Genomic DNA, 26,154 nt, shown 5'->3' with positions numbered 1-26,154 from the left:
CGGGCCAGCGCAGACTCGCGGCGTGTGGGATCGTTCTCTAATACCTGAGGACAGCGCAATAAGGCCCTGCCGCTGCCGTCATAAAAAGGTGCAGGGGTGGCACCACCTGCTGCAATACAGCCAGATGATGTGTAATGTTATCCCCAACAGGACCCACTAGGCATAAATGCTCAATGGGAAGCCCCTGACCACGTTGTGTCCACCATTGCGTTTGCGCCTGCTGAATCACTTCGCGATAACTTTTCTGGTTACTGAGTGCCACATGATAAATCAGACACCTAACGGCGAATAACAGAGCCACCAGCAGCAAGGGTAATCCAATCACCCAGAACCAGAATTGCCCTGTCTGTGTGGGCCTATTCTGGGGCCAGACCACTATCGTCACCAAGGCAAACAGCAGCCAAAACAGGCTACCCACCGTTGCCCAGCGTAGTTTACCCGGCGGAGTTACTTCGCGATAATCCGGGTAAATTGGCGGTAATTTCATAAAGCAATATCCACTTGCGAAAGTGAGCTGACCAGCGCACAACCACAGGCACAATGATGCCCTTCAAGGGCTACGGCCTTGCCATCAAACCTTGTGCCCGCTGCGCCTTCCACAATCACCGTTGAACCATGTTGATTACATCTGACGGCATCGCCCACGCAGGCAATAGGTTTGCCGAAAGCCATGTATCGCCCTTCCAGCACCTGACCACCATGTTCACGCAGCGTATCGCCACGGCGGATCATTTTTTTAATGTACTCATATCATGCGCCTTCTCGGCAATAGGCTCCGCATTCAAACTGGCCGCAAGATCGACCATGGGTTGATTGCTCCGTGCTCACTCATTTTTAGCAATATCAATGCGTTAAATTAATTATCGGAGTATAAGGCACGAGTAAAATCATTGGCCTGCAGCAAAAGTGGGTTATCAGGTAAATGCCCGCCAGCAGCAAACGCTGGGGGAGACACTGGCGCTTTAACCGCCCAGCACGAAGTCGTGACGCTGATCTGATTGCCCCCAAAAACACACCGCTAACCCGCCATGTTTTTCACGGCATTCAGGAATATCAACCGCCGTACGCAGCTGTTGATACTTAGGCTTACGGCTAGCCTTTTTTACTCCATCGCCGCAGTAAAAGGTATTTACTTTGCTATGGATAACAGAGAGTTATACCGTACTGGTCGCAACATCTTTCACCTGTTTTTCCAGCGAATCGAAACTCAGAAACGAACCCAGTTCATCCATCATCTGTTGGTATTGGCTGGCGACAGCCAGTTGCTTCTGACTCTCAATCAATCCCCCGATCTGCCTGGTGGATTGCCAGAGCTGTTCGGCTCCCGCAACCAACTCTACCGGGTGTTGATTAATGATATCCACGATAGAGCGCTCCATACCTAATGCTGCTACCGTGCCAGCCAATCCCATAACCATATTCTGCGCCTTCTTCTGACGGACGCTGTAAATTATGCCTCCGACCAAGGTGGCAACCCCTATCACCTTACCTGCAACGGAAACCAGCGAAAGCGATTTGCTGCACTCATCACCAAAGTAAATCATGCGGTAACGCAGGTAACCCGACCACAGTTCCCGCGATTTTAATGTGGCATACATAAACCAGGCCCGTGAGTCATGCACCTGATCGTCATACAGCGCGCAGACCAAGGCCATAGTCGGGTCTGAGCTGGTGGTCCCGAGATGATCGGCGAACAACCTTAACTCCAATGCCTGGCCTGCCTTCTTCATTCGGGCGTATTCCACATCTTCGTCATCACTGCTGAGCAACAAAATGGCATAACGTGGGATGGTATCTAAGGTAATCTGCTGCCAACTGTTTTGGTCACGCATACGGTTAAAATAGTCATTACGAAATTCGTGAGCCGCCTCGCTGAGTTCACGCTGATCCCAAGCCGGTTCAAACAACGGGTTACCAGGCTTGCTTAAATCTGCTTCGCTGTTGGGATCATCAGGATTCTTTTTCGCCGCTGCGCGCTTGGCTTCCGCTTCTTTCTGCAGATTTTCACTCTCTGCTTTACTCTTCTTATAAGTCTCAGGGTCTTCGTCTTTACTGGTTTCCTTCGCAGCCAGGAAGAACGGCTGGTGCTTATAGCTGTAGTTGGCATAGCGGCCAATGCGCCAGGCGGTTATCCAGGCGATTTGCTCATCAACAGCTACCTCCAGCGATTTGCCTAAACTTACGGGTTCATAACCATATGCGAGATTATCCTTGGCTTGGGATGAGGCGTCTCCTCCCACCAGGGTCTGCCGCCAGGCATTGAAGCGTTTGATAAGCTCCGAACTAAAGTCAAACTCGTACTCTATATTCCCCCCATCCCCCGGGACGGTTGCTCGTTCAATATGTCTTCTGGAATAGATTTTTTGGGTGAAGACAGTGGAGCGCCAGCAGTAAACGCAGCGGCATAGAGATCATGTAAGGGTATTTGCGATAACAGCATTTCAGGCGTTTGTGCTTTGCCCTGATCCCCCGCAGGATACCCCCACCAACATCAGAGTGCATACCTGGGTAAATGATTTCTTTCGAATTAGCAGGATAAACCCCGGAAGGACGACGAATAGAGTCCAGAGTAAAGCACAGCCGCTGTTCATGTGCCGAGATCAAATGGCGGCAACATTTAATCAGTGAGGGAAAACGCTCCTCGTCCGGCAACTGCTGAGTACCGTCTGCCCATCCCATATGCCCGGCAGCAAAGGGCGCTATATGGGCAACCCCAACCGAGGGCACCGTATCAAGCAGGCCTAGAAACTCAACGGTTAATGGCAGGCCAAGCAATATAGGTTGTGGGTCAAGCGCACCCGCAGGGGTTTCAAACAGCTCGGTCAACCAGTTAACAAAAGTACGAGCTTCTGCCGCGCCACGGGAAAAACCATAAATAAACAGCTTGATACCCAGCAAGTGCGGTTGGGTTGTTGCAACCTTTGCACGTAAAGGCTCCAGTAAACTGGTTATCGCCTCACGCCGCTGGATAACGCCAGATAAGGGCCAGCGGGCACGCATTTCCTTCGTCTTAGCTTTCATCGTAACCAATGTGAGCGGTTTTTTAGCGATTACAGAAGATAGCGCATCAGCAATTCTGAGCAGGCCCCAATTAATACGGTCTTCACCACCCGATGCAAACATCAACCCATTATTACTGTAATCCAGCTCTCCAACCTGGGGAAAAGGCGTTCCTACACCAGGCATATAATAAGAAAAAAACCACTTTGTTCCGCCTGAGGCCCTTTTATTGTTGCATGATACAACCGAGCAATATTCGTCGGGTGCGGTGGCTTAGCCGCCGTATCATTGTCATCATTATTATTAGTACCATCAAAGAAAAGGCTAATATGTAAACTTTGGCTACAAGGTAGTGGATTTTTCCTGCCCGTAGCCATATTCATTTGGCAACCGAAATCACGAACCTGTTTTTGCTGCTGCTCGTAGTTAGCTTGCACAATTGAAGGGTCGTCAGGCAAACGCCCCTTACTTGGGAATAAAGGTGGAGCCCAAGATGACTGAGTAATTATTTTGGACATGACTTAGGCTCCGGCATATTTAACGGTTCTTTTACGGGATAGTCAGGCTGACCATATATAGCGCAGGCATTCGTTACCTTAACCTTATTACAGGGTAAGAAATGCACCGTTAACGCGCAAGCTTGAACATATTTAGGGATATCTACAGTGGTGTTATGAAGTTGGTAGTTAGCCGCATGGCGTTGATACGCTTTTCTATACTCGTCGGTTCCTATCGCAGGTAAGCTCTCATCAGGATTAGGGTCGACTTCCCACTCAATGCGTGCTTTCATTCCCGGCTGCCATTTATCCGGGATCATAATACAGCAAGTATTACCTCCGATAACGCCACCATAACCATTTACCGAAAATTTGTTAATGCCTGATTGAGTATGATTAATCCCCCTCAAATCCCCCGCACTGGATTCATTATCACCAGCTAAAGCACCTGTTTGTGCACAAGAGCATAGGTATAGTATCAAACTGCATAATGTAAACTTTGAAAACCGATTAATTATTTGCACTTTATGATATCCTTATACAGGGCATTTATCTATATTATCACTTACTCTAATAATATAGATAAATACCCGAAGCAGACAACAAAAATATTCTGGCCATAACTGAAGCTCCGGTATATCTAACGGAATCCCCACCACCCGCAGCGCTATTGACAGAGAACCTGTTTATCTTATTCGAGGCGTGGTTATATCCATTAATATTTCCTGCGCTGTGTTTACTGTCAACAGCCAAAGAACCCGATGGTATGCAATAACAAACAGATAATTTAAAAACATTTGAGACAGGCTTTAAAAATGGTTTCTGGGCTTTCATGCTCTTACCGCCTGGTAGTATCGTTTTATGCATCCAACAGAAAACCCGAAAAACCGCACAATTAACCCACCATCATTTTTTATCTTGCAACAGGTACTGCATAAATACGTCATCAGTTTGTGCCAGCAAGGGTTGCTGCATAATTTCCGGTACTTTACGCCAAAGTAGCTGGAAAAACTCCTCATGGGTATATTGCGGAAAATCGAACCGGCGCGCCTTGTAGAACAATTCGATATCACTAATATACCCTAACAAATCAAACTGTCTGTCATCCAGAGTCAAGCGGCTATTTTGCGGCAACTCGCGCCCTTTAATATAAGAGCCTGGCAGCCAGACACTATCGCCATCACGGTTACGCCAACTCCATAACAAAGCAATATCTAACAGATAGTTACGTTGTTGGGCAGAAAGAATCGACTTTAAAAGCAATGGAAACATCCGCGTATCATAAAAACGCAGCACTCCTTTGCGCCCTTCCCATTCGCCGATGACCAACTGCTGTAATTGCTTGGCCAGATGCTCAAAACTATAGGGGGAGAAAAGCAATAACACTCTGGAGGGTTCACTGAATTGGCGCAAAAGCGCATGGAACCACTCTTTATGCTGCCAGATATTCATTTGGATCTGGATGAAAAGCGGCGCATCTTCAAGAAACGCATTCTCGGGTTCATTTTCCAACAATGAACACCAGGAAATAGCGGGCTGGAAACGTTTCAACTCCTGTATTATTGCGGGGGTATTTCCCGCTTGGTCAAGCACCAGATTAATGTTGCTGATGTGGGTTGTTGCACATGTGCGTTCAATCTGGTTGATCCAATGTTGGATCCCCGCCTTTGTTCTATTTTCCACGCTGATTTCCATTTCTTATCATCGGGCAACAAATCCCACGGCATTTGCCTGCGCTTTTTTCAAACACTCTTTACACACCGATTGCGGTAATTCAGGCAGCGGGAAGTCCTGGCTGGCTGGACCTTGCAACTCATGATTGCCTTTCAGGCTGAGCAGGTTCGGGCCATGGATTTCAATTTGCCCGTCTGGCGACATACGGATATAGGCACCACCACAAGCCAGGGTGATGCCGTTTTTTGCGGTCAATTGCAAATGGCCCTGCGTTGACTGGATAGTAATGTCTTTCAAGGCGGTGGCGGCAAGGACATCACCATGGGATTCCAATTCGAAAGGCCCTTTACCAGAAACCAGCCGAACACCTTCATTTTGCGCCAACATAGAGATGGTTTTGCTGGCATTGATGCCAATACGCTGGGTGCTGGCAATATGAATTTCCCCCATACTTTGCGCATACAGTGCCTTGCCACTCTGCAACATCACCACATCCGGGCTGACCACCCCCACGCCTTTTGGCGCATTAAGTAATATGGCCGGGGCCTGCAGCTTATCCGCACTGGTCAGGTAGTCTTTCAGGCTCTGGGCATCCGGCTGCAGATTATGATGGCTTTGAGTAATGGAACCCCACTCGGTCACCTGGTTTGTTGCGCCTTTCACCAGACTGATCGCACTGTCCATTTCCAACACTTGCCCATTAGCCGTCGCCTGTTGGTCAGCGCTGATAAAGATCCCTTTCCCCGCCCTTATCGCCCCCCAACTGTCGGTGCGAACTTCAAAACCTTCGCCACGCATTTTACGGCTGGCATTAACAATATGCCCCAAACTAAGCTGGCTCTTGCCCCCATACTCGGTGCTTAGCTTGATATGTTCCTCACCCCGCTTGTCCTCCATCCGCAGTTTGTTATTGGCGGGCGTGCGGATCACGTTGCGGGTGTTATTGCGCTCGGTCACGTGATCCGGATGGCGTGAATCATGCATCGCATGGGCGATATAAGGCCGGTCCGGGTCACCTTCGTGAAAGGCGATCGCGACTTCAGTGCCCTGTATCAGCGGGAAGTGAATACCGTAGGTATCGCCGCCGTAGGGTTTTGCCAACCGCACAGGCATGCTTTCATAACCCAGCGGTTTTTCATCCAGATCGGCGTCAAACTTCACCCAGTACAGGCCATCTTTGTCCTGATGGGCATAAATATCGTTATCTTTCGGGCTGCTGATGCGGGCCATCAAGCTGCCTGCTATTACCGGGCGCGCTTTTAGCGCCGGGCGGTAGCACAGCGTTTCGCTGTAAGGAATGGCGGTAAAGCGCACCTGCAAAGCGCTGCTGCGGCTGGCGCTGAAACGCACGGCGGTGATCAGCACCGGTTGTTGAAATACGGCAGGCAGCGAAGAAGCCAGCACCGCATCCTGAATGGTCAGCACCTGGCCCGGCGCCAGCGTGACATCGCTGCTATAGCCGCGCAGCCGGGTCTGCTGCAGCAGATAGCGCTCGTGTTCCAACCGGGCCCAAAAATTGGCAGTTTCGCTTGCAGGGGTGATCTTGTCGCCCGTACTCAGGTGGCGTGGCTGATAGTGGTATACATCCCCGTAGGTTGTTTCTTCCCCTTCGCCCCTGGTCATATCTGCGGTAGCGGAAAGCAGCGGGTTATGCGCTTCGCGATAGTTATAATCTTTGGCCAGCACCGACTTTTCTACCACCTGGTGGCGCAGGCTCAGCCCCCAAACCGCTTCGGCGGCGTTGTCGCTCATGCCCGAAGGGTTACGCAACGGCAGCGTTTTACCAAATTGGTAAAAGCTTTGCCGATCGCCAAACAGCAGGATTTCGGTTTGCGTATCTGGATGCAGCGTGAAGGTGTAGAAAATCCCGACTTCCGCCAACAGGCGTTCGATAAACGCCCGATCGCTTTCATTAGCCTGATTGACCTGCGCCCGTTTCGGATAGGTCTGTTTCAGGCGGAACTCAAACTCCCAGCCTTTGAAATTATGTTCACGCAGGATCTGCTCGACAATTTCCGGCACTGACAGATTGAGGAAGAAACGCCAGGAACGCTTCTGGTTACCCAACAGCGTGAAGAAAGGTTCCAGGGTTATCTGATAGAGCGCCTCATCCACCGAACCGGAAAGACGCTGAAAACCAGTGACGATGCCATGCACGACCTTTTGTACCTGCGGTGGCGTCGCCAGGCCGAACACATGCTCACCCAGCGTCTGCATAGTCAGTGTGGCACCCTTGCGCAACATCTGCTGCGGCGCAATATCCTTGGTAGCACTGGTGTACTTGATTTGGTACCGATAGACGTCGCTGAGCTGTTCACGGGCAGTAAAAGACTCAACATCCAGCGCCGCATCACAGCCCTGAACCTCCAACCGATAGCGATTGAGGCCGGACATCAGGTTTTCTGCCAGGTTATTCAGCGTCGTCAAATTGCTCATCAGCGTACCTCGTCATCCGTTGCCCGAAACTCCAGAGTGATCCCTTCTTCATTGCTGTAACCCAACAGCAGGTGCTTCATTTTCGGCTTTTGCTGTTCCTGCTGTTGCAACAGTTGCTGGCTCAGCACCGGCAGGATCTGTTGGTTCAGCAAGCTGTCGATATTGCGCGCACCGCTGTCTGGCAGCAGGCAAGCATCCACCAGCGTATCGTACAGGCTCTCTTCAATGGTGCATTCCAGCCCATAATGGCGCTGCAGGCGCTGAGCGACCTGCTCCAGTTTGATCTTCACAATGCTGCGCAGTGCCGGGGCCGCCAGCGGGCGATAAACCACCGTCTGGAAACGTGCCAGCAATGCCGGTTGGAAGTGATCGCGCAGGATTGGCCGCAACACTTCCTGCAGGCTTGCATCCGGGGCATCAGGTTGCTTTTCCAGCCGTTGCAACAGATGGTCGCTACCCAGATTGGCGGTCATCAGGATCACGGTATTACGAAAATCGATCTCGCGCCCTTCGCCGTCACGCATAAAGCCACGGTCAAACACCTGATAGAACATGCTCAGCACGTCGCGGTGAGCCTTTTCCACTTCATCGAGCAGCACCACGCTGTATGGGCGTTTGCGCACCGCTTCGGTGAGCACGCCACCCTGGCCGTATCCGACGTACCCCGGCGGTGAACCTTTCAGTTGAGAAACGGTATGTGCCTCCTGGTACTCAGACAAGTTGATGGTGAGCAGTGATTTTTCACCGCCAAACAGGCAGTCTGCCAGCGCCAGCGCGGTTTCGGTTTTCCCCACCCCGCTCGGCCCCACCAGCAGGAAGACGCCCAGTGGGCCAGTCTCCGCCGTTAATCCGGTTTTAGAGGCACGCAGCCGTTGGGCTAAACACTGTAAAGCCGTCTCTTGGCCGACAATGCGTTTGCCAAGGTTATTCTCCAACTGCAGCAAGCTGGTTTGCTCGTCCTTCAACAGGCTGCCCAGCGGCACGCCGGTCCAATCTGCGACGACCGTGGCCACGGTGCGGGCATCAACATCCAGCGAAAGCAGGCGGATGTTATTCTGCAGTTCATTGAGTTGCTGCTGCAGTTCGGCCCGCTCGTCCGCACGGCTGAGATCTTTACGCAATTCCAGCAACTGTTGGGTTAAGGCCTTTTCTTGCAGATACTGCTTTTCCAACTCATTTTGCTGTTTACGCAACACGTCGCGCCAGTCGGTAATATCTGCCAGGCGAGCGGGATCGATATCGGAACTCAGCACCATATCCTGTTCAATCGCCTGCTGTTCCATATCCAGCGCCAGCAGTTCAGAACTGACCTGCATCAGCTGTGCAGGCTTGGTATCCAGGCTCATACGCACCCGGGCGCTGGCAGTGTCGAGCAGGTCGATCGCCTTGTCGGGTAGCTGGCGGCCCGTCAGATAGCGGCGGGAAAGGATTACCGCCGCTTTCACCGCTTCATCGGTAATATGCACACCGTGATGTTTGGCATAGCGTTCTTTCAGACCCCGCAGCATCAGGAAGGCTTTCTCATCGTCGGGCTCTTCCACCTTCACCATCTGGAAGCGGCGTTCCAGGGCAGCGTCACGCTCAAAATACTGTTTATATTCCGACCAGCTGGTGGCGGCAATCGTGCGTAGCTCACCACGAGCCAATGCCGGTTTGAGCAGGTTGGCGGCATCGGTGCCACCGGCCTGATTACCGGCACCGATTATGGTGTGTGCTTCGTCAATGAACATCAGGACGGGTTCCGGGGATTGCTGCACCGCCGCGATCACGCTCTTGAGGCGCTGTTCGAACTCCCCTTAACACCGGCCCCCGCCTGCAGCAGCCCAAGATCCAGGGTGCGAACGCTGACCTTTTTCAGGCTGTCTGGCACATTACCTTCGGCGATGCGCAAGGCAAGCCCTTCCACCAGCGCAGTTTTACCCACGCCCGGCTCCCCCACCAGGATCGGGTTATTCTTGCGGCGACGGGAAAGAATATCCACGATCTGACGGATTTCATTATCCCTGCCAAAAACCGGATCGATAAGCTGCTCTCTCGCTTTGGCCGTCACGTCCTGAGTAAAGCGGTCTAACACCGCCAGCAGAGCTTCGTTTGGAGGTTGTGTTATCTGTAAAGGGCTGGTCACAGGGTCACTCTCAAACTCTTGTGAGGGCAATACTGCCGGATGACGGCCCAGTTCCGCCTGTTGCTGCAACTCAGGGCGTTCATCAGATTGTGCATCCAGCAAAGGACGCAGGCGCTGCAACTGTGCCGGGCTCAGGCTCAACAGCGGCCATAGGCCGTCGGTGGCCAACTGGGCCGGTTTGGCCATCAGCGAGGCGAGCAGATGTACGCTGCGGATCTGCTGGGCATCTTCATCCAGTGAAGCCTTCAACCATGCCTGCTTCATCAGGTTCATCAGTGCCACAGAAAGATGCGGGCGGCTACGAACCGAGCGTGGCAGGCTGTCCAGCGTCGCCAACAGCGATTGCCATACCCCATCCATATTCCAATCGTAACGCCGGGCCAGGACGGTGATGTCCCCTTCCCCAAGTTCCAGTAACTTTAACAGCCAATGCTCAATGGTAATTTCTGCGTGGGCACGGGTTTGGCACAACGTTGCCGCAGCCTCAAGAGCCTGCGCACAATAAGAGTTTAAGCGGCGTAATAGAATAGCTGACTGATTTTCCATAGTTCCTTTCCCCTTTATCTCAGAACGTTTGAGCACGCTACCGCCCATAGCCGTTAACCGAGGCCCATAAGGTTATCTGATAAAATTACGTTGTCTTTGCCTAATGCCTGCAACAGACGCTAGGGAAAAACAACGGAAAGACAGGCGACATGGCCGCCTGCCACATATTCACGCCGTGGCGCGTTCGTTCCAGCTGTCGGAATGAATGATATTGCCGTCTTTATAGGTCCACGTGATTTTTTCGTAGCGCAGTTCCACCAGTTCCAGATGATTGTGCTTCTCTTTACCCGGATCCTTGATGTCGTGCATCTTGGGAGCCACTTTCACTACCTTCACGTTGTCCAGTTTGGTATTGAAATACTCAACTTCCTGGCCTGCATCATCAATGCGATACCATTTGAACTCAGCCGTTTTCAACGTCTGACCGGTGGTAACCGCTTTGTACAGATAAGGGCTGGACGCATCGATTTCCTTGGTAAAGATGAAAGGAGTGTGAATACGCGTGCCGGTCAGCTTGCCAGTGTTATTGTCAGTCGGGATATACAGGCTATGATCCTGCGCCACCACTTCGATGCTCCCTTCGCGACTTTGCACGTCCACTGAACCTTTAATGTCCGCACCGCCGTCGTCCTTCAGCCACAAATAGACTGGAATTGCCATAATTACTCTCCTTGGTTTTCGAAGCCGCTTGGTCGTTCCGGCGGCATTACACTGCCTGGCCCTTGGCAGGCATTGGCCTGCGGTACCAGACTGATCTCTACTCTTCGGTTTGCTGCTCGCCCTTGTTCGCTATCATTGGAGGCGATTGGCCGGGTTGCCCCTAGCCCCTGCACCGCAAAGCAGGTGGGGGAAATATCGCTGGTCTGTAACATCCAGTCGCGAACTGCCTCCGCCCGTTTAAGGGACAAGCTTTGATTGGCCTGCTCGTCCCCGGTGATATCGGTATGCCCAGCCACCACGATCAGCCAGCCGGGCTTGGCTTTAATGTTCATCAACGCGTTCACCAGCACTTTGGTGGAGGTGGCTTTCAATTGATACTTGCCGGTATCAAACAGCGAAAGGCTGTCCAGCCGCACGGTTTCTGGTGCCGCCTGCACCACCACGTTGGGTAATGGCTGCGCTACCGGGGCCACTGCGGGAACCCAGTCACCTATTGCCGCCTGGACCACCGGGTAAAGCGCCATGCCCTGATACAGCCCCAATCCAAGCGCCAATGGCTCCCCCTGGCGTTGAAAGCGTGCCAGTCGCTGCTCATCCTCACGCAACCGCTGCTGAGCAAGCAATTTGGGCTCTGGTGGCGTGCCACTTAACGAGCGGTAGCGGGCCAGATCGTCTCCTACGTTGTCTATCAGCCGATGGTTATTGATAAAGCTCAACAACAGCGCCAGGGCAAAGAACCCGGCAAACACCAATCCCCCCGACACACAAAGCGCTGTAACGGTGTCAGCCCCTGACGATGTGGCAGCAAGGGTAAAAAGAGTCGGGAAAAGGCAATGGAGCTGGCTCGGTGATTAACGGTGCGCTGAGCGTCGTTTGTTCACGCAGATATTGCTGCCACAGGTTATTTTCCTTTCCCATCAACGCGGTAAAGTTCACCGCCCACAGGCTAACCGGTAAAACCGGCAGCGCCGTTTTGGAGCACTGCCATTCATCCATCACCACTGCCGCCAGCCAGTTCATAAAGCTTTCAACCGCGATGCCCTGCATAAACCGCTCGGACCGCGTTTTACCTGCAAACTCCTGCGCCCAACGCGGGTAAGGCATCACGCTGCTATCCACACCCCAGACCGAGACCCCGGCGGCATCACCCACCTCGGCAAACCAAAGCGGAGCCTGCGCGGCGCGGGTAGTAACCAACGGGCTCAAATAGCCGCACAGGATCACGAGCGGTTCACCCGGCAACCATGAACGGCACTGATTAACCGCCACCCGCCATTGATACAGATCGCCACGCAACTGAGCTTCATCGGTATGCCGTTCAGGCACCACGCTTAACATCACTACAATCTGTGGTAACCAGATGGGGTGATGAGCAGCAATCCATTGCACCGTGTGTAAAAACCGTTCTGGTGTCGGGGCCGCTAGATACCAACCCTGGCGGACCTCGCGCCGTTCACTGGCATCAAATAACAACGGCGCGCCATCACCACAAACCAGCACCAACACGCCATCAAACCCTTCTGGCGGTAGTACCGGCGTCGTCGCCAACTCAATCTTGGCATTGAGAGCATGTGCCGAACGGGTCAACCACCCGCAGACTGCGGCCACCAGCAGAATAACCAGTAGCGTTATTCCCCAACGGCCTGTGAGGCTCAGGGGTAAAAACCCCAGACAACCATCAGGCACAGCCCCCCACCCCAGCACCATAAGACCCGCTTCAATGCCACACTCATCCTGTATCCTTATGGCAGTCTCTGATGGACGAGTTGCTGCAAGGCGGTATCCAGTCCCCACCATAAACCTGCCAGCACCACGACCAGGGCCAGCCAGCGCCACCAAAGCGTGCGGCGGCCTGAACGGTAGCGGCGTGCTGGCGGGCGGATAACCAAGGCATCCTTCACCGGAAGAGTGAACGCGGGAACCTGGCGAGCCAAGGCCACCAGAACGTCTTCCCGCCGTTGATTCCCGTCCTCGCGGTAACGCCCGCTGAACCCAAGCAGTAATACGCGATGAAAACAGGTTAAAACCGCCCTATCGGGAGCCGGATCGTGCAGCACGGTGCGAATACGCTCCCACAGCAGTTCCCCGGCTGACAGCGTGTTGAAATATCGGGCCTGTAACGGTGACTTCAGCCATTCACTGTAGCCAGAATCTTGCGCCTGGCGCCCCATCACGGTTTCATCCAACAAAGCGCATTGGGCATAAAGCATATGTTCCACTGCTGATGCGGCAATGCCCGCAGCTTCCAGGGCCTGCCTTGCCGCATCTATCTGTGCACAAGCCTTCCGATACAGCGCCTGACCGTCCTGCGCTGGCACCCCGTTACGCAGTTGGCACACCATCAGCCAGGTGTCATGGAAAATATCGTCCACGGCAATTGATACGTCAGGTAGCGTTGGGGTCATGAGCGCAGCACCGCAAACAGTTCCAACTGGATGTCACCCAGGATCCCCGGCACATAGAACGCACAACTGCCCGCAGCCAACATGGCCACAGCGGCCGGGTGAGTCAGTTCCAACGCGAAATACTGGTTTTCCAACCGCATCGGAATGGCCGCTGGCACGTGGCTCAACGGCTTCAATGGCACACCGTTGAGCGCCACATTGACGATGTCGGCCACATCATCCGGGCTACCTGCTTTGCATAACAGTGGGAATTGCGACTGCAACTGATGGGCTGGCAACGTTGAACGCACCGAGAGGTAAAGATCGGCCTCTTCACGCAGACGGGCATCATGCAATGCGCCTTTCCAGAAGTTACCTTCACGCACCAGTTCGATCGCCAATACCCGTGAAGGCAGGCTGGCTTCCAGCAGTTCACTCAACAGAGCAAACAGTGGCGGAAACACCTGCTCGGGTGCTGCGTGTTGATACACCGGGATCGCGTCCGTATCATGCTCCAGTGAGAAGGTCAGCAAACTGCCTGCCAGACGGGCCAGTTCGCGATAGATCAGTTCTGGAGGCAACTGCGGTTGGGCCATCAGCGCATTGAGCACTGGCTCATGGCTGTTCAGCGCATTGAGCAGCCAGAACAACGAAACGTCCGCCACGGCGAAATCCGCCATGCGTTGATTGCTTTCGCGGCGCATCCCCATCAGACGCTGGCGTTTAGCCTTTAGCTGGCGGGTTAGCTGTAATAATTGTGCCTGGAGAGAAGGGCTGGCTGAGAAGGCCAGCAAAGGAGGAACAAAGGTCGCGTCCAGGCTCCACTGCCCTTGTCCGTTACGGATCAGGCGAGCAACCGGACAAGTCAGATATTCGTTATTTTCTTCATGTTCATAGCGCAGTGAGGCCGCATAGCGCATCACCGCCATATCCGTGCTGTCTTCCCCTAACAGATCCTGCACCGAAGCCCATTCCTGGCGATAACGCTGCGGACGTTCGCTGTGACCGTTGCTTGCCACATTGCCACCGTTAGCATGCAGCAATGGCAATGCCAGCAACACCGTCGCGGAGTCACGCTCACGGAGCAGTGACGTATCCAGTGCCGGGGGAAGATGGTCAGACACTTGTGAATCCATCAGCGTACCGTCAGGAAAACGAATCACCAGATGCTGCGCATTGAGGCGCGATACCGCCAGTGCCCCTTCATCAAACTCGGCTTTCAAAACCCCCCAAGGGTAAGCCAGGGCCAGACGTGCCACGCAGTCATTGAGATAAGCCTCCCAATTCGCTTGCTGCTGGAACTGTTGGGGGGCCAAAAAGGCCCCTTCAGTCCATAATGGACGGTAAATCTTCATCACAACCCCGGCGTATTACGCTTTCGCTTTTGGCATCTGGGAAACCAGAGACAGATTGACGTCCAACCCTTCCACCTGGAAGTGCGGCACGGCATACAGCTTCACGCGGAAGAAACCTGGGTTGTCTTCAATGTCTTCTACTTCAACTTTGGCATCACGCAGCGGGTGGGAGGCTTGCAGATCGTCACCCGGATCGGTCATCTCTGTCACCAATCCGCGCACCCAGTTGTTCAGCTCCAGCTCCAGCAGACGGCGATCTTTGGTGGTGCCGATATTTTCACGCTGGATAAGCTTCAGGTAATGGGCAATGCGCGACAGCAGGAAAATGTACGGCAGGCGCGAGTTGATACGGCTATTGGCCGTGGCATCTGCGGTATCGTACAACGCAGGTTTCTGCGTAGAGTTGGCGGAGAAGAAGCAGGCGTAATCACGGTTCTTGTAATACGACAACGGGATAAAGCCCAGGTTGGCAAACTCGAACTCGCGGGTTTCAGGGATCATCACTTCTGATGGGATCTTCACCTGATTCCCGGTGCCCAGGTCATACAGGTGGATCGGCAAATCGCTCACCGCGCCACCAGCCTGTGGCCCACGGATCTGGACACACCACCCGTTCTTGATAAAGCTTTTCACCATGTTGGTGGCAAAGGCAAATGAAGCATTGGTCCACAGGTATTTCTCGTGGTCCGGGCCTTTGACTTCTTCAACATAGTTGAAACTGCGCACTGGTACGGTGTCCGGGCCGTAAGGCAAACGCCCCAACACGCGCGGCATGGTCAGGCCGATGTAACGGGCATCGTCGGTATCGCGGAATGATTTCCACTTGATGTACTCGGCACGGTCGAAGTAATTGCCGATATCTTTGATGGCGGCCACTTCTTCCATGCTCGATTTGCCAAAGAAGGCTGGACCAACGGAGCCAATAAACGGCATATGTGCAGAAGCCGACACCTTGGAGATGTTACGCAGCAGAGCAATGTCCTGCGCCCCGGCGTCAAATTCATAGTTAGAGATCACCGCGCCGATCGGTTCGCCGCCTGGGGTGTCATACTCTTGAATATAGGCATGGCGGTACATACCGCTCTGAATGATTTCTGGTGAGTCTTCGAAATCCTGGCGCAGGTCGGCTTTGGAAATATCCAGCACTTCAATCTTCACGTTCTGGCGGAAATCGGTGCCGTCGACCAATTGCTTGAGACCACGCCAGGACGATTCCACTTTCTGAAACTCTGGATGGTGCATTACCACGTCAAGTTGGCGGCTGATCATCTGATCAAGATCGGCAATATGGTGATCCAGCAGGTTCTTGTCCAGGCGTTCTACTTTTTGGCCAGACTGCTTCAGACGCTCCAGAAACACCCGAACAGCAGCAGTAACGCGTTCATCAGCCGTGGTTTCAGACAGGGCGGTGTTATCCTTGTAAGCATCCAGATCGCCGAGCGCAACCACCGGCGTTAAATTGATTTTTTCAAACAGAGAGGCGTAAACACTGCCTTCCTGCGGCTGTTCCAGCACGGTCGTCTGGTTTTCCTGGGTGATTTCGTTATTTACAGACATCAGAATGTTCTCGCGTGTTAAGTCCAGCTCAGGGTTTACGCTTCTTTCGGGGCAAGCGCGGCCAGTTCAGTGCGCAGCTCGGCGCTTAAAGAGTCATCTTTGAGAATGGTTTCCAGCTCTTTGCGGAATGTCACGTTGTCGAGAAGGTTTGATTTGAGATCGCGCAGCAGATTGCGCATGGAAAGCAATGCTCGGAGTTGCGGGATATTGCGTGCTACCTGCTCTGGCTCAAAGTCCTTCATGTCTTTGAAGGTGAGCGCGATGTTTTCTTCGCTGTTATCTCCGGCCAGCGTGTTTTCCACTACCAACCTGACGGACGGACTGAATTCTGCGAGGACGCTGTTGAAGTTGTTTTTGTTGACGGATATTTTTTCGCGTTCTGACAGTGAGCGGTGCTCTTTCCCGTTACTGTAGTCATCCATCACCATTAATTTGAGAGGTAGTTCAACTTTTTCTGGGCGCCACCGGTGTGGAGGTCTAGTTTGATATTAACGCGCGCACGCGGTATCTCATTTTGGTAGCTGGAGGAGGCCATAACAATCCTTATTAACTGAGCGATTAAGAAAGGACTGCGGTTGTTCAGGTGTAGCACAACGGCAATCCTTGCCTGACAAAAACGTCAAACTGACGCTGTGATGTATTAGCAGCGTAAGCGCAGGGAAATTCATTCACTTAAGGAATGAATACACAAAGAAACATAAAATATATTTACGAATAAGGTTAGTAGGTGTGACTTTGTTCTAAGTCACTGCAATGCATAAGTTAATCTTAAGGGGATTCTTATGTCAATATCATTTTCTTTCCCAAATATTAACTAGGTGAATTCGTTACTTGTAAAGATAGATTATTTACTGAGAATATTCTGAATAAAACAACGGAAAAGTGCGATATATAAGCAAATAGCCGATGAACCTTCAACACCTATCCCCTCAACTGGGCACGATTTGACTGAGATATCCTTTTTACAATAAAGCGATCTGTATCAAGAAATTAGTGACTTATCGCGGGTTAAATCACCACAAACCATTCACCATGAAAGTGGTTTTCTTTTGAAAAATAATCAACATGAATGCATTGAATTAATTAACAATATATATTCGCGCTTATTTTAATCTCGAATACAGGTGATTCATTAATATTTCGCCAACGGTTATTGCCATTTACTAATCATTCATCCTTAGCCTTAATGCGTTCAATATTTCAGCACAACAGGATCTTTCTTAAATACCCCCGCCAGGGGAAACACCCGGCGTCGGGAGGTAAAGCTTACCTATGGATTTGAAATTGTACGCTGGTCGCCCAGTTGGAAAGGCAACGAGTATGTACATTCCCCCTTGGCTTTACGCTATGCTGAGGTATCGCAAGTACCAAGGAAAACCAATGACAACGCCGCTAACTGCCTTACAGGCCCTCGATAGACTTGAAGTATTGTATGACGCCTCAGTAGCCACATTGCGTGAAGCCATCAAGGAATTTATCACTCATGGCACGCTGCCTGAGGCGCAGGCCCGCGTGCAGGGGCTATTTTCCTACCCGGAACTGCGTGTCCGCTGGAAAGGCGACCAACCTAACCCCACTAAAGCTCGTGCTTATGGCCGCTTTACCAGGCCAGGTAATTACACAACAACCATTACCAGGCCACAGCTGTTCCGCCCTTATCTGGCAGAGCAATTAGCGCTGCTGGAAAACGAATATGACGCCGTTATTGAAGTGGTTCCCTCACAGCAGGAGATCCCGTTCCCCTACGTGATCGACGGTCTGGCATTGGACAGAACCATGAGTGCCGGGTTAACCAAACACTTCCCTACCACCGAATTGGCGCAGATTGGCGATGAAACCGCAGATGGCCTGTTCCCTTTTGCCAATCATTTCCCACTTTCCCATTTTGATGCGCTGCGTACAGACTTTTCGTTGGCCCGCCTGAGACACTACACCGGTACGCCAGTGGAGCATTTCCAGCATTTTGTACTCTTCACCAATTACACCCGCTACGTGGACGAATTCGTTCGTTGGGCCTGTAGCCAGATCGCCGATCCTGCCAGCCCCTATATTGCACTGTCCTGCGCGGGGGCCATTACGTCACCGCCGAAACGGCCAACCCAGAACAGACCGTGTCCGATCTGGCCTGGAAAAATCACCAGATGCCGGCTTATCACCTGATTGCCAACGATGGCCAGGGGATCACCTTGGTCAATATCGGTGTCGGTCCTTCAAACGCCAAAACCATCTGCGATCATCTGGCGGTGCTACGCCCTCATGCCTGGTTGATGATTGGCCATTGCGGTGGCCTGCGGGAAAGCCAGTCGATCGGGGATTATGTGCTGGCCCATGCGTATCTGCGTGATGACCACGTATTGGACTCGGTACTGCCGCCGGATATTCCAATCCCGAGCATCGCAGAAGTACAACGTGCGCTGTATGACGCCACCAAAATGGTCAGCGGTATGCCCGGTGAGGCGGTAAAGCAACGGTTACGCACCGGCACGGTAGTGACTACCGACGATCGTAACTGGGAATTACGCTATTCAGCCTCCGCGCTGCGTTTTAATCTTAGCCGGGCCGTAGCCGTTGATATGGAAAGCGCCACCATTGCCGCCCAGGGTTATCGCTTCCGTGTGCCTTATGGCACGCTGCTATGCGTATCGGATAAACCGCTGCATGGCGAGATAAAGCTGCCAGGCCAGGCAAACCGCTTCTACGAAGGGGCTATCTCCGAACATCTGCAGATCGGCATTTGCGCCATAGATTTACTGCGGGCCGAAGGCGAACATCTGCATTCACGCAAACTTCGTACCTTCAACGAACCGCCATTCCGCTGATTTAAAAAAGCAAAAACCCCGCCAAAATACTGGCGGGGTTGTTTCCACTCGCTGGCTTACTGACCGGAGGCCGGTATTACATCCAGGATCCGTACGTTATAGACCATAGTGGCACCCGGCGGGATATCCGGAACCATCCCTTTATCGCCATAGGCCAATTCTGGCGGAACCACTAATGTCATGCTGCCGTGGTTTTTCAACTTGCCAAGGGCTTCGCGGAACAGTGGCGGGTAAGCGCTCAGAGGTTGTGAAATCGAGGTGCCAGCCAGATCCATATCCTTGATCACTTTGCCATCCGTCAGGCTTTCTTTCACCACGACGGCCACAGTGTCGCCCTCGGCAATCGCACTGTCACCCGCATAATCGACACGGTAATAGAAACCCTGCGCAGACTTGACTACACGCGGCTGTTTTTTAAACTTGTCGATATACTGAGTGCCTTTCTTCTCGTTCTGTCCCTTAGCCTTTTTATGCTGGTTATTCAGCTCCAGCTCACTTTCATACAGCGCTTTGGCAATCTGCTCTTTGGCCATTTTAGTCTGGCCGTTGATCACATCAGCAACACCTGCCAACGCCAATTGGCGGTTCACATCCACACCCTGAGATTTTTTACTGTTAAGTAAACTCAGGATGTCATTGCCCAAGGAAGTACCAATCGCGTAATCGCGTTTTTCCTGTTCGGTTTTAGGATCTTTTATCGCCGCTACATTCGCAGTTTGTTGTTTCTCCGCATCCGTCAGTTTTTGCTGCAGTTGTTTGAGATCCAGCGTCTTCTGCTCGTTCTCTTTAGTCTGCGCAGTCAACAACTCTTGCAGTTTGGCACTCTCTTGCTGGGCCTGTTGCAACTGGGCAATCTGCTGCGCTTTCTGCTCACTGTCTTTGATCTGCGCCGCCAGTTGCTCCTGCAGTTTGGTGCTTTCCTGCTGGCCCGTCTGCTGGGTTTTCTGCAACTGAGCGATCAACTGCGCTTTCTGCTCACTGTCTTTGGCCTGCGCCGCCAGTTGCTCCTGCAGCTTGGCGCTTTCCTGCTGGCCCGTCTGCTGGGTTTTCTGCAACTGAGCGATCAACTGCGCTTTCTGCTCACTGTCTTTGGCCTGCGCCGCCAGTTGCTCTTGCAGCTTGGTGCTTTCCTGCTGGCCCGTCTGCTGGGTTTTCTGCAACTGGGCGATCAACTGCGCTTTCTGCTCACTGTCTTTGGCCTGCGCCGCCAGTTGCTCCTGCAGCTTGGTGCTTTCCTGCTGGCCCGTCTGCTGGGTTTTCTGCAACTGGGCGATCAACTGCGCTTTCTGCTCACTGTCTTTGGCCTGCGCCGCCAGTTGCTCCTGCAGCTTGGTGTTACCCTGCTGGCCAGCCTGTTGCGTTTGTTGCAATTGCGCGATCTGTTGCACTTTCTGTTCACTGGCTTTGGTCTGCGCCGCCAGTTGCTCTTGCAGTTTGGCGCTAGCTTGTTGCAGTTGCACCATCTGTAGCGCTTTCTGCTCGCTGTCCTTGGCCTGTACTGCCAACTGATCTTGCAGCTTGGCGACCGTCTGCTGGTTTTGCTGCAGTTGCTTCACCTGCTGAGATTGCTGGGCGTAATCTTTGCTATTAAGCGCCAATTGCTCCTGCAGTTGCTTGACCTGCTGGGCTTTCTGCTCGCTGTCTTTAGTCTGTGCCGTCAGTTGCTCTTGCAGTTTCGCCAGTGCCTGCTGGTTTTGCTGCACTTGTTGCAGATTCTGGTCGCTATTTTTGGTCTGAGCGGTCAACTGCTCCTGCAGTTGTTTAACCTGTTGGGCTTTCTGCTCGCTGTCTTTGGTCTGCGCCGTCAACTGTTCTTGCAGCTTGGCGACCGCCTGCTGATTTTGCTGCAGTTGCTTCACCTGCTGAGATTGCTGGGCGTAATCTTTGCTATTAAGCGCCAACTGTTCCTGCAACTGCTTAACCTGCTGGGCTTTCTGCTCGCTGTCTTTAGTCTGCGCCGTCAACTGTTCTTGCAGCTTGGCGACCGTCTGCTGGTTTTGCTGCAGTTGCTTCACCTGCTGAGATTGCTGGGCGTAATCTTTGCTATTAAGCGCCAATTGTTCCTGCAGTTGCTTAACCTGCTGGGCTTTCTGCTCGCTGTCTTTAGTCTGTGCCGTCAGTTGCTCTTGCAGCTTGGCGACCGTCTGCTGGTTTTGCTGCAGTTGCTTCACCTGCAGAGATTGCTGGGCGTAATCTTTGCTATTAAGCGCCAATTGTTCCTGCAGTTGCTTAACCTGCTGGGCTTTCTGCTCGCTGTCTTTAGTCTGTGCCGTCAGTTGCTCTTGCAGTTTCGCCAGTGCCTGCTGGTTTTGCTGCACTTGTTGCAGATTCTGGTCGCTATTTTTGGTCTGAGCGGCCAATTGTTCCTGCAGTTGTTTAACCTGCTGGGCTTTCTGCTCGCTGTCTTTAGTCTGTGCCGTCAGTTGCTCTTGCAGCTTGGCGACCGTCTGCTGGTTTTGCTGCAGTTGCTTCACCTGCAGAGATTGCTGGGCGTAATCTTTGCTATTAAGCGCCAATTGTTCCTGCAGTTGCTTAACCTGCTGGGCTTTCTGCTCGCTGTCTTTAGTCTGTGCCGTCAGTTGCTCTTGCAGTTTCGCCAGTGCCTGCTGGTTTTGCTGCACTTGTTGCAGATTCTGGTCGCTATTTTTGGTCTGAGCGGCCAATTGTTCCTGCAGTTGTTTAACCTGCTGGGCTTTCTGCTCGCTGTCTTTAGTCTGTGCCGTCAGTTGCTCTTGCAGCTTGGCGACCGTCTGCTGGTTTTGCTGCAGTTGCTTCACCTGCTGAGATTGCTGGGCGTAATCTTTGCTATTAAGCGCCAATTGTTCCTGCAGCTGTTTAACCTGCTGGGCTTTTTGCTCGCTGTCTTTAGTCTGTGCCGTCAGTTGCTCTTGCAGCTTGGCGACCGTCTGCTGGTTTTGCTGTAATTGTGCTACCTGCTGCGCTTTTTCTTCATTGTTCTTGGTTTGTGCCGTCAACTGTTCTTGCAGTTTGGTGCTAGCCTGCTGCAGCTGTTTAATCTGCTCGGCTTTCTGCTGGCTGTCTTGGGTCTGCGCTGCCAGCTGTTCTTGCAGCTTCGCCATTGCCTCCTGGCCCTGCTGCAGTTGTTTCACCTGCTGCGCTTTTTCTTCATTGTTCTTGGTTTGTGCCGTCAACTGCTCTTGCAGTTTGGTGCCAGTCTGCTGCAGCTGTTTAATCTGCTCGGCTTTCTGCTGGCTGTCTTGGGTCTGTGTTGCCAGCTGTTCTTGTAGTTTCGCCAGTGCCTCCTGGCCCTGCTGCAGTTGTTTCACCTGCTGCGCTTTTTCTTCATTGTTCTTGGTTTGTGCCGTCAACTGCCCTTGCAGTTTGGTGCCAGCCTGCTGTAGCTGTTTAATCTGCTCGGCTTTCTGCTGGCTGTCTTGGGTCTGTGCTGCCAGCTGTTCTTGCAGCTTCGCCAACGCTTGCTGGGTTTTCTGTGCGCTGTCTTTATTACTAGCATTCAACTGTTCTTGTAACTGTTTAACCAGTTTGGTTTTGTATTCGCTGTCTTTGGTCTGGGTGGCCAATTGCTCTTGCAGCTTGGCGACCGCCTGCTGATTTTGTTGCAGTTGCGCTACCTGCTGCACTTTCTCTTCATTGCTCTTGGCTTGCGCCGCCAACTGCTCTTGCAGTTTTGCACTGCTTTGCTGCAACTGTTTCACTTGCTCAGCTTTTTGTTCACTGTCTTTGGTCTGCGCCGCCAATTGCTCCTGCAATTTCGCCAATGCCTGTTGGCCTTGCTGCAGTTGCTTTACCTGCTGAGATTGCTGAGCATAATCTTTGCTGCTGAGCGCTAACTGCTCTTGCAACTGTTTAACCTGCTGGGCCTTTTGCTCGCTGTCTTGGGTCTGTGCCGCCAATTGCTCCTGCAATTTTGCCAGTGCCTGTTGGCCTTGCTGCAGTTGCTTTACCTGCTGCGCTTTTTCTTCATTGGTCTTGGTTTGCGCCGTCAACTGCTCCTGCAGTTTGGCACTGGCCTGTTGCAGTTGTTTTACCTGCGCGGCTTTCTGTTCGCTGTCTTTGGTCTGCGCCGCCAACTGCTCTTGCAACTTCGCCAGCGCCTGCTGGTTTTGCTGCAACTGCTTCATTTGTTGGGTTTTCTGTGCGTTATCATTGGTCTGGACCGCCAACTGGTCCTGCAATTTGGCAATAGCTTGCTGATTTTGTTGCAATGTTTGCTGTAATTGCTTGATCTGTTGCGCTTTCTGTTCGCTGTCTTTGGTCTGCACTGCCAACTGCTGTTGCAATTGCCCGTTGGTTCTTTGATCTTGCTGCAACAGTTTCATCTGCTGCATCTTTTGTTCGCTTTCCTTCGCTTGAGCCGCCAATTGCTGCTGCAACTGCGTGTTCTCCAACTGGCTTTGTTTAATAGCCTGCTGCAAGCGGGTAATTTCAGAGGACGACGTTTGCTGTTGGGGTTGCGCACGGCGTAATTGCTCGAGGGCAGCCTCCTGCCCACTGATTTTTGCCTTTAGCTGGTTGATGGTTGCCTGCAGTGCTTTCATTTCGCGAATGCGCCCGCTGGTGCCATCATCCGCCGACTTTGCCAACGCGTTAGGTTTGCTTGCCGGCTTTTTATTGTTTTTCGCAGGTTCTGCCGTATCTATTTGCGAAGGCGTTAAAAACAACAACGCAGGGGCTTCGTCCACCTGGCGAGTAATCGCCTCCAGTGAGCTCAACGTATTGGCCTCAGAAGCGCTGATCTCTTCAGCCTGTACCCCCAGCGGTAACGCCAACGTCAGCAAGGCACCGCAATATATCCTGCGTTTCATTTCACGCTTTCTCCTCTACGGATCAGGCCTTGCAGGACTTCACGTTCAATATCGGCACACAGTTGGTTGGTTTTAAATTTGTACAATGCGTCAAGAGTATCTTTGGTCGCCGCATTAACATCGCCACGTACGGCGCTATATACGGAGGCATTATTAACCAGACGGTTGAAGTAGGCTTGTTTGACTGCGTAGGCTTTTGGGTTGATCTGCTTTAATGAAGCCAATTCGCTCTGACACAGGCCGATCTTGTTGGTTTTTGGCTCTTCACGAACGGGGGCGGGATCCACACTGATCTGCTGAGGGGGAGCTTCTACGGTAGAAGTAACCTGAGGATTATTTTGCGATGTGGTCTTTGTTGTATTCTGGCAACCTGCCAGCAACAAACCACTGCATAATATTGCGCCTAAACAGAGGTTCTTTTGGTTGCTAATCATTGAAAGTTCCTTTCAAAAAAATTCCGTTACCGATGTGTCCAAAACAGACAGTATCGGGCATGACCCTGATAAATATGCTGTGCGTTTTTCAGCTATTAATAAAGGAAGAGGCACTCTGGCATTGGACCACTGGAAAACATTCACTAAAGTTATAATAAGACCGTTGAGTGCCTTCTGTCATCACATAATTCGCCATCTCATATTGATTTTACGAATAGATAACCCAACCCCAGCCAATATCAATACCTGAACGCCACAGTGCAATAGTGTCCGTGCGCCAAACACCGGCGTAACAGCATACAACGATTATGAAGTGCAAAATAATACTGATATTTTTTATATCCAGCAACCATCCTGGTCACCAACTTGCCGAAATGCCACATTAAAACAGCGCCATGTGACACCAACGATTAAAAGGCCCTTGCTGTAGCCACCTCGAACCTCTGCGCCAGTCTGTTCCCAATACAAAATAAAAATCATAACCTCGCCAATTAATAACATTAATAATATCAATAAGTAACATAAGTTTATTGCTTAATTTTTAACCAGGCATCCATTAAAGAGAATTACAGTCGAGAAGACTTCGCATTGGATATAAATTTTACGATAAAAGGTATTAACAGTGATTTATTCCGAAATAAACCGAGGGGAACGATATTAAAAGACCGCAACCTTATTAGATTTATCTTAGGATCCGGCATTAATTCCGAAGATATCCTCTTGCCAACTGGCTGATTAATCCCGGTCCGTTTAAAATAATTAGGATTAAGCTGGCAATTGATATAGAAAAATCCTAATTAAAAGCCGATTTAACGGCTTTATTAAAACTAATATGTTTCTGGATGGCACTAACGGCTTCTTGCCAATCAATGGGCAATGTCACATTCCTATCATAAAACCTGAGCGATTTAGGATGGGTTAACGTTTTCGCCTCCGTAGGATTTATCTTCCACTTAACCTGCTGGAAAACAAGACGATTTGCTCAATACATCAGCAAACAAAACATTTACGCATTTTCATGCTTTACAAGGCCAGGAGGCATCGCTATTATTCGCCCCGTTCACACGATTCCTCTGTAGTTCAGTCGGTAGAACGGCGGACTGTTAATCCGTATGTCACTGGTTCGAGTCCAGTCAGAGGAGCCAAATTCAACGCCATGGATTTCTGTCGAAGTCCGTGGCGTTTTCGTTTCTGCGGTACTCTCGACACCCCCTGAATTCCCGTCCCTCAAACTCTCACTTTTGGTTGTGTTCTCTGGTTGCCTTCAGGCCAGCAAGAGAAAACCGTTTAAAATGCTCCGTCAGCGTCTGCGTCTGCATCGCCGCAATCTCACGTATTGGGCCTGGGATTCGATCGCCCGCCACCATCAACATCATGCAAGGTGCAACTACGCTCAGCATGCAGGGCAGTAATGCAGGATGATCCGGGGATATGCCCGCCGCTTCGCTGACAATTTTGCGTACGGACTGAATTTTCCCTAAACCTTCAGTATTAACAAAATCGGCAAGTTGTACCGAAGGAGAGAGTAATTCCCGGGCAAAAACCCGGCCATGCCAACCGCTGCCTTCATTCAGTTTTGAAATAAACGTCTCAAGAAAAATCCCCAGTTTTTCCTCCGGCGGGCGGTCGCTTGCTGCCAACTCCGCCAGTGTGTCACCATCCAGATAATGCCTATGTGCCAGTGACAAGACGGCCAGATAGAGCCCTTCCCTGCCACCAAAGTGATAGTTGATCGCCGCCAAATCCACCTCTGCCGCACTGGCTATCGCTTTATTGGTTGTCTGGGCGTATCCCCGTTCAGCTATCAATTCACCGGCTGCCTCCAGAATTCTTTTTCGGGTGATATCACCATCACTGCGGCGTGCTCTACTCATAACGGT

The 26,154-nt window shown here is 51.9% G+C and carries 17 protein-coding genes, 1 tRNA gene and 3 pseudogenes; 2 read left to right on the top strand and 19 right to left on the bottom strand.

Features of this window, described 5'->3' with window-relative positions; genetic code table 11:
- Positions 1-37 precede the first annotated feature (37 nt).
- The 16 genes and pseudogenes from ACQ86O_RS15475 to tssB form a co-directional block, all read right to left on the bottom strand.
- Positions 38-487, bottom strand: a complete 450-nt coding sequence (locus ACQ86O_RS15475) for a hypothetical protein (protein WP_431221853.1) — start codon at positions 485-487, stop codon at positions 38-40.
- Positions 484-741 (bottom strand): PAAR domain-containing protein, encoded by a 258-nt coding sequence (locus tag ACQ86O_RS15470; protein WP_431225743.1) that lies wholly within the window; start codon positions 739-741, stop codon positions 484-486. Before ACQ86O_RS15470 ends, ACQ86O_RS15475 begins: the two co-directional genes overlap by 4 nt.
- A gap of 413 nt (positions 742-1,154) precedes the next feature.
- Positions 1,155-2,273 carry a hypothetical protein gene (locus ACQ86O_RS15465; RefSeq protein ID WP_431225742.1) on the bottom strand — a complete coding sequence of 373 codons (1,119 nt, stop codon included), beginning with the start codon at positions 2,271-2,273 and terminating at the stop codon, positions 1,155-1,157.
- Between the two features lie 64 nt (positions 2,274-2,337).
- Entirely contained in the window at positions 2,338-3,000 is a 663-nt protein-coding gene (locus tag ACQ86O_RS15460) for a phospholipase effector Tle1 domain-containing protein (RefSeq protein WP_431221852.1), read from the bottom strand.
- 173 nt (positions 3,001-3,173) lie between these two features.
- Positions 3,174-3,518, bottom strand: a complete 345-nt coding sequence (locus tag ACQ86O_RS15455) for a hypothetical protein (protein ID WP_431221851.1) — start codon at positions 3,516-3,518, stop codon at positions 3,174-3,176.
- Entirely contained in the window at positions 3,506-4,021 is a 516-nt protein-coding gene (locus ACQ86O_RS15450; RefSeq protein WP_431221850.1) for a DUF3304 domain-containing protein, read from the bottom strand. Before ACQ86O_RS15450 ends, ACQ86O_RS15455 begins: the two co-directional genes overlap by 13 nt.
- 382 nt (positions 4,022-4,403) lie before the next feature.
- Complete coding sequence (locus tag ACQ86O_RS15445) at positions 4,404-5,192, bottom strand: DUF4123 domain-containing protein (RefSeq protein WP_431221849.1); 789 nt, start codon at positions 5,190-5,192, stop codon at positions 4,404-4,406.
- Positions 5,193-5,198: 6 nt separating this feature from the next.
- Positions 5,199-7,607: a type VI secretion system Vgr family protein gene (locus ACQ86O_RS15440; protein WP_431221848.1), complete on the bottom strand. Its 2,409-nt coding sequence runs from the start codon at positions 7,605-7,607 to the stop codon at positions 5,199-5,201.
- A pseudogene (gene tssH, locus ACQ86O_RS15435) lies at positions 7,607-10,278 on the bottom strand (type VI secretion system ATPase TssH). Before tssH ends, ACQ86O_RS15440 begins: the two are co-directional and overlap by 1 nt.
- Before the next feature lie 168 nt (positions 10,279-10,446).
- Positions 10,447-10,938, bottom strand: coding sequence for an Hcp family type VI secretion system effector (locus ACQ86O_RS15430; protein WP_142013637.1), 492 nt, complete (start codon positions 10,936-10,938; stop codon positions 10,447-10,449).
- A 2-nt stretch (positions 10,939-10,940) separates the two neighbouring features.
- Positions 10,941-11,702: an OmpA family protein gene (locus ACQ86O_RS15425; RefSeq protein ID WP_431221847.1), complete on the bottom strand. Its 762-nt coding sequence runs from the start codon at positions 11,700-11,702 to the stop codon at positions 10,941-10,943.
- A gap of 19 nt (positions 11,703-11,721) precedes the next feature.
- Complete coding sequence (locus ACQ86O_RS15420) at positions 11,722-12,645, bottom strand: hypothetical protein (RefSeq protein ID WP_431221846.1); 924 nt, start codon at positions 12,643-12,645, stop codon at positions 11,722-11,724.
- 35 nt (positions 12,646-12,680) lie between these two features.
- Entirely contained in the window at positions 12,681-13,343 is a 663-nt protein-coding gene (gene tssL / locus ACQ86O_RS15415; RefSeq protein WP_431221845.1) for a type VI secretion system protein TssL, short form, read from the bottom strand.
- A complete protein-coding gene (gene tssK / locus ACQ86O_RS15410) occupies positions 13,340-14,677 on the bottom strand; it encodes a type VI secretion system baseplate subunit TssK (RefSeq protein WP_431221844.1) in 1,338 nt (445 codons plus the stop codon). Before tssK ends, tssL begins: the two co-directional genes overlap by 4 nt.
- Before the next feature lie 15 nt (positions 14,678-14,692).
- Positions 14,693-16,234 carry a type VI secretion system contractile sheath large subunit gene (gene tssC, locus ACQ86O_RS15405; RefSeq protein ID WP_431221843.1) on the bottom strand — a complete coding sequence of 514 codons (1,542 nt, stop codon included), beginning with the start codon at positions 16,232-16,234 and terminating at the stop codon, positions 14,693-14,695.
- Between the two features lie 35 nt (positions 16,235-16,269).
- Positions 16,270-16,769 (bottom strand): annotated as a pseudogene (gene tssB, locus ACQ86O_RS15400) (type VI secretion system contractile sheath small subunit).
- Positions 16,770-17,614: 845 nt separating this feature from the next.
- Here tssB and ACQ86O_RS15395 point away from each other — a divergent pair.
- Positions 17,615-19,053: pseudogene (locus tag ACQ86O_RS15395) on the top strand (AMP nucleosidase).
- A gap of 56 nt (positions 19,054-19,109) precedes the next feature.
- On the opposite strand, the gene ACQ86O_RS15390 reads toward ACQ86O_RS15395, so the two are convergent.
- Positions 19,110-23,840: an FKBP-type peptidyl-prolyl cis-trans isomerase gene (locus ACQ86O_RS15390; protein WP_431221842.1), complete on the bottom strand. Its 4,731-nt coding sequence runs from the start codon at positions 23,838-23,840 to the stop codon at positions 19,110-19,112.
- Positions 23,837-24,274, bottom strand: coding sequence for a hypothetical protein (locus ACQ86O_RS15385; RefSeq protein WP_431221841.1), 438 nt, complete (start codon positions 24,272-24,274; stop codon positions 23,837-23,839). Before ACQ86O_RS15385 ends, ACQ86O_RS15390 begins: the two co-directional genes overlap by 4 nt.
- A 1,069-nt stretch (positions 24,275-25,343) precedes the next feature.
- On the opposite strand from ACQ86O_RS15385, the gene ACQ86O_RS15380 reads away from it, so the two are divergent.
- Positions 25,344-25,419: transfer RNA gene (locus tag ACQ86O_RS15380), tRNA-Asn, on the top strand.
- Between the two features lie 90 nt (positions 25,420-25,509).
- Here ACQ86O_RS15380 and ACQ86O_RS15375 read toward each other — a convergent pair.
- Positions 25,510-26,148, bottom strand: a complete 639-nt coding sequence (locus ACQ86O_RS15375; RefSeq protein WP_431221840.1) for a TetR/AcrR family transcriptional regulator — start codon at positions 26,146-26,148, stop codon at positions 25,510-25,512.
- Between the last annotated feature and the right edge of the window lie 6 nt (positions 26,149-26,154).

Origin of the sequence: Serratia sp. L9, assembly GCF_050632285.1 — a bacterium.
Taxonomy (GTDB): domain Bacteria; phylum Pseudomonadota; class Gammaproteobacteria; order Enterobacterales; family Enterobacteriaceae; genus Chania.
The sequence above is the reverse complement of the archived record's forward strand: the minus strand, read 5'-3'. Positions and strand labels throughout refer to the sequence as shown.

Bases quoted from the DNA above. Each gene is read 5' to 3' on its own strand.
- ACQ86O_RS15475 (WP_431221853.1), bottom strand. From the start codon at position 487: ATGAAATTACCGCCAATTTACCCGGATTATCGCGAAGTAACTCCGCCG.
- ACQ86O_RS15460 (WP_431221852.1), bottom strand. From the start codon at position 3,000: ATGCGTGCCCGCTGGCCCTTATCTGGCGTTATCCAGCGGCGTGAGGCG.
- ACQ86O_RS15455 (WP_431221851.1), bottom strand. From the start codon at position 3,518: ATGTCCAAAATAATTACTCAGTCATCTTGGGCTCCACCTTTATTCCCA.
- ACQ86O_RS15445 (WP_431221849.1), bottom strand. From the start codon at position 5,192: ATGGAAATCAGCGTGGAAAATAGAACAAAGGCGGGGATCCAACATTGG.
- ACQ86O_RS15440 (WP_431221848.1), bottom strand. From the start codon at position 7,607: ATGAGCAATTTGACGACGCTGAATAACCTGGCAGAAAACCTGATGTCC.
- ACQ86O_RS15430 (WP_142013637.1), bottom strand. From the start codon at position 10,938: ATGGCAATTCCAGTCTATTTGTGGCTGAAGGACGACGGCGGTGCGGAC.
- ACQ86O_RS15420 (WP_431221846.1), bottom strand. From the start codon at position 12,645: ATGGTGCTGGGGTGGGGGGCTGTGCCTGATGGTTGTCTGGGGTTTTTA.
- tssL (WP_431221845.1), bottom strand. From the start codon at position 13,343: ATGACCCCAACGCTACCTGACGTATCAATTGCCGTGGACGATATTTTC.
- tssK (WP_431221844.1), bottom strand. From the start codon at position 14,677: ATGAAGATTTACCGTCCATTATGGACTGAAGGGGCCTTTTTGGCCCCC.
- tssC (WP_431221843.1), bottom strand. From the start codon at position 16,234: ATGTCTGTAAATAACGAAATCACCCAGGAAAACCAGACGACCGTGCTG.
- ACQ86O_RS15390 (WP_431221842.1), bottom strand. From the start codon at position 23,840: ATGAAACGCAGGATATATTGCGGTGCCTTGCTGACGTTGGCGTTACCG.
- ACQ86O_RS15385 (WP_431221841.1), bottom strand. From the start codon at position 24,274: ATGATTAGCAACCAAAAGAACCTCTGTTTAGGCGCAATATTATGCAGT.
- ACQ86O_RS15375 (WP_431221840.1), bottom strand. From the start codon at position 26,148: ATGAGTAGAGCACGCCGCAGTGATGGTGATATCACCCGAAAAAGAATT.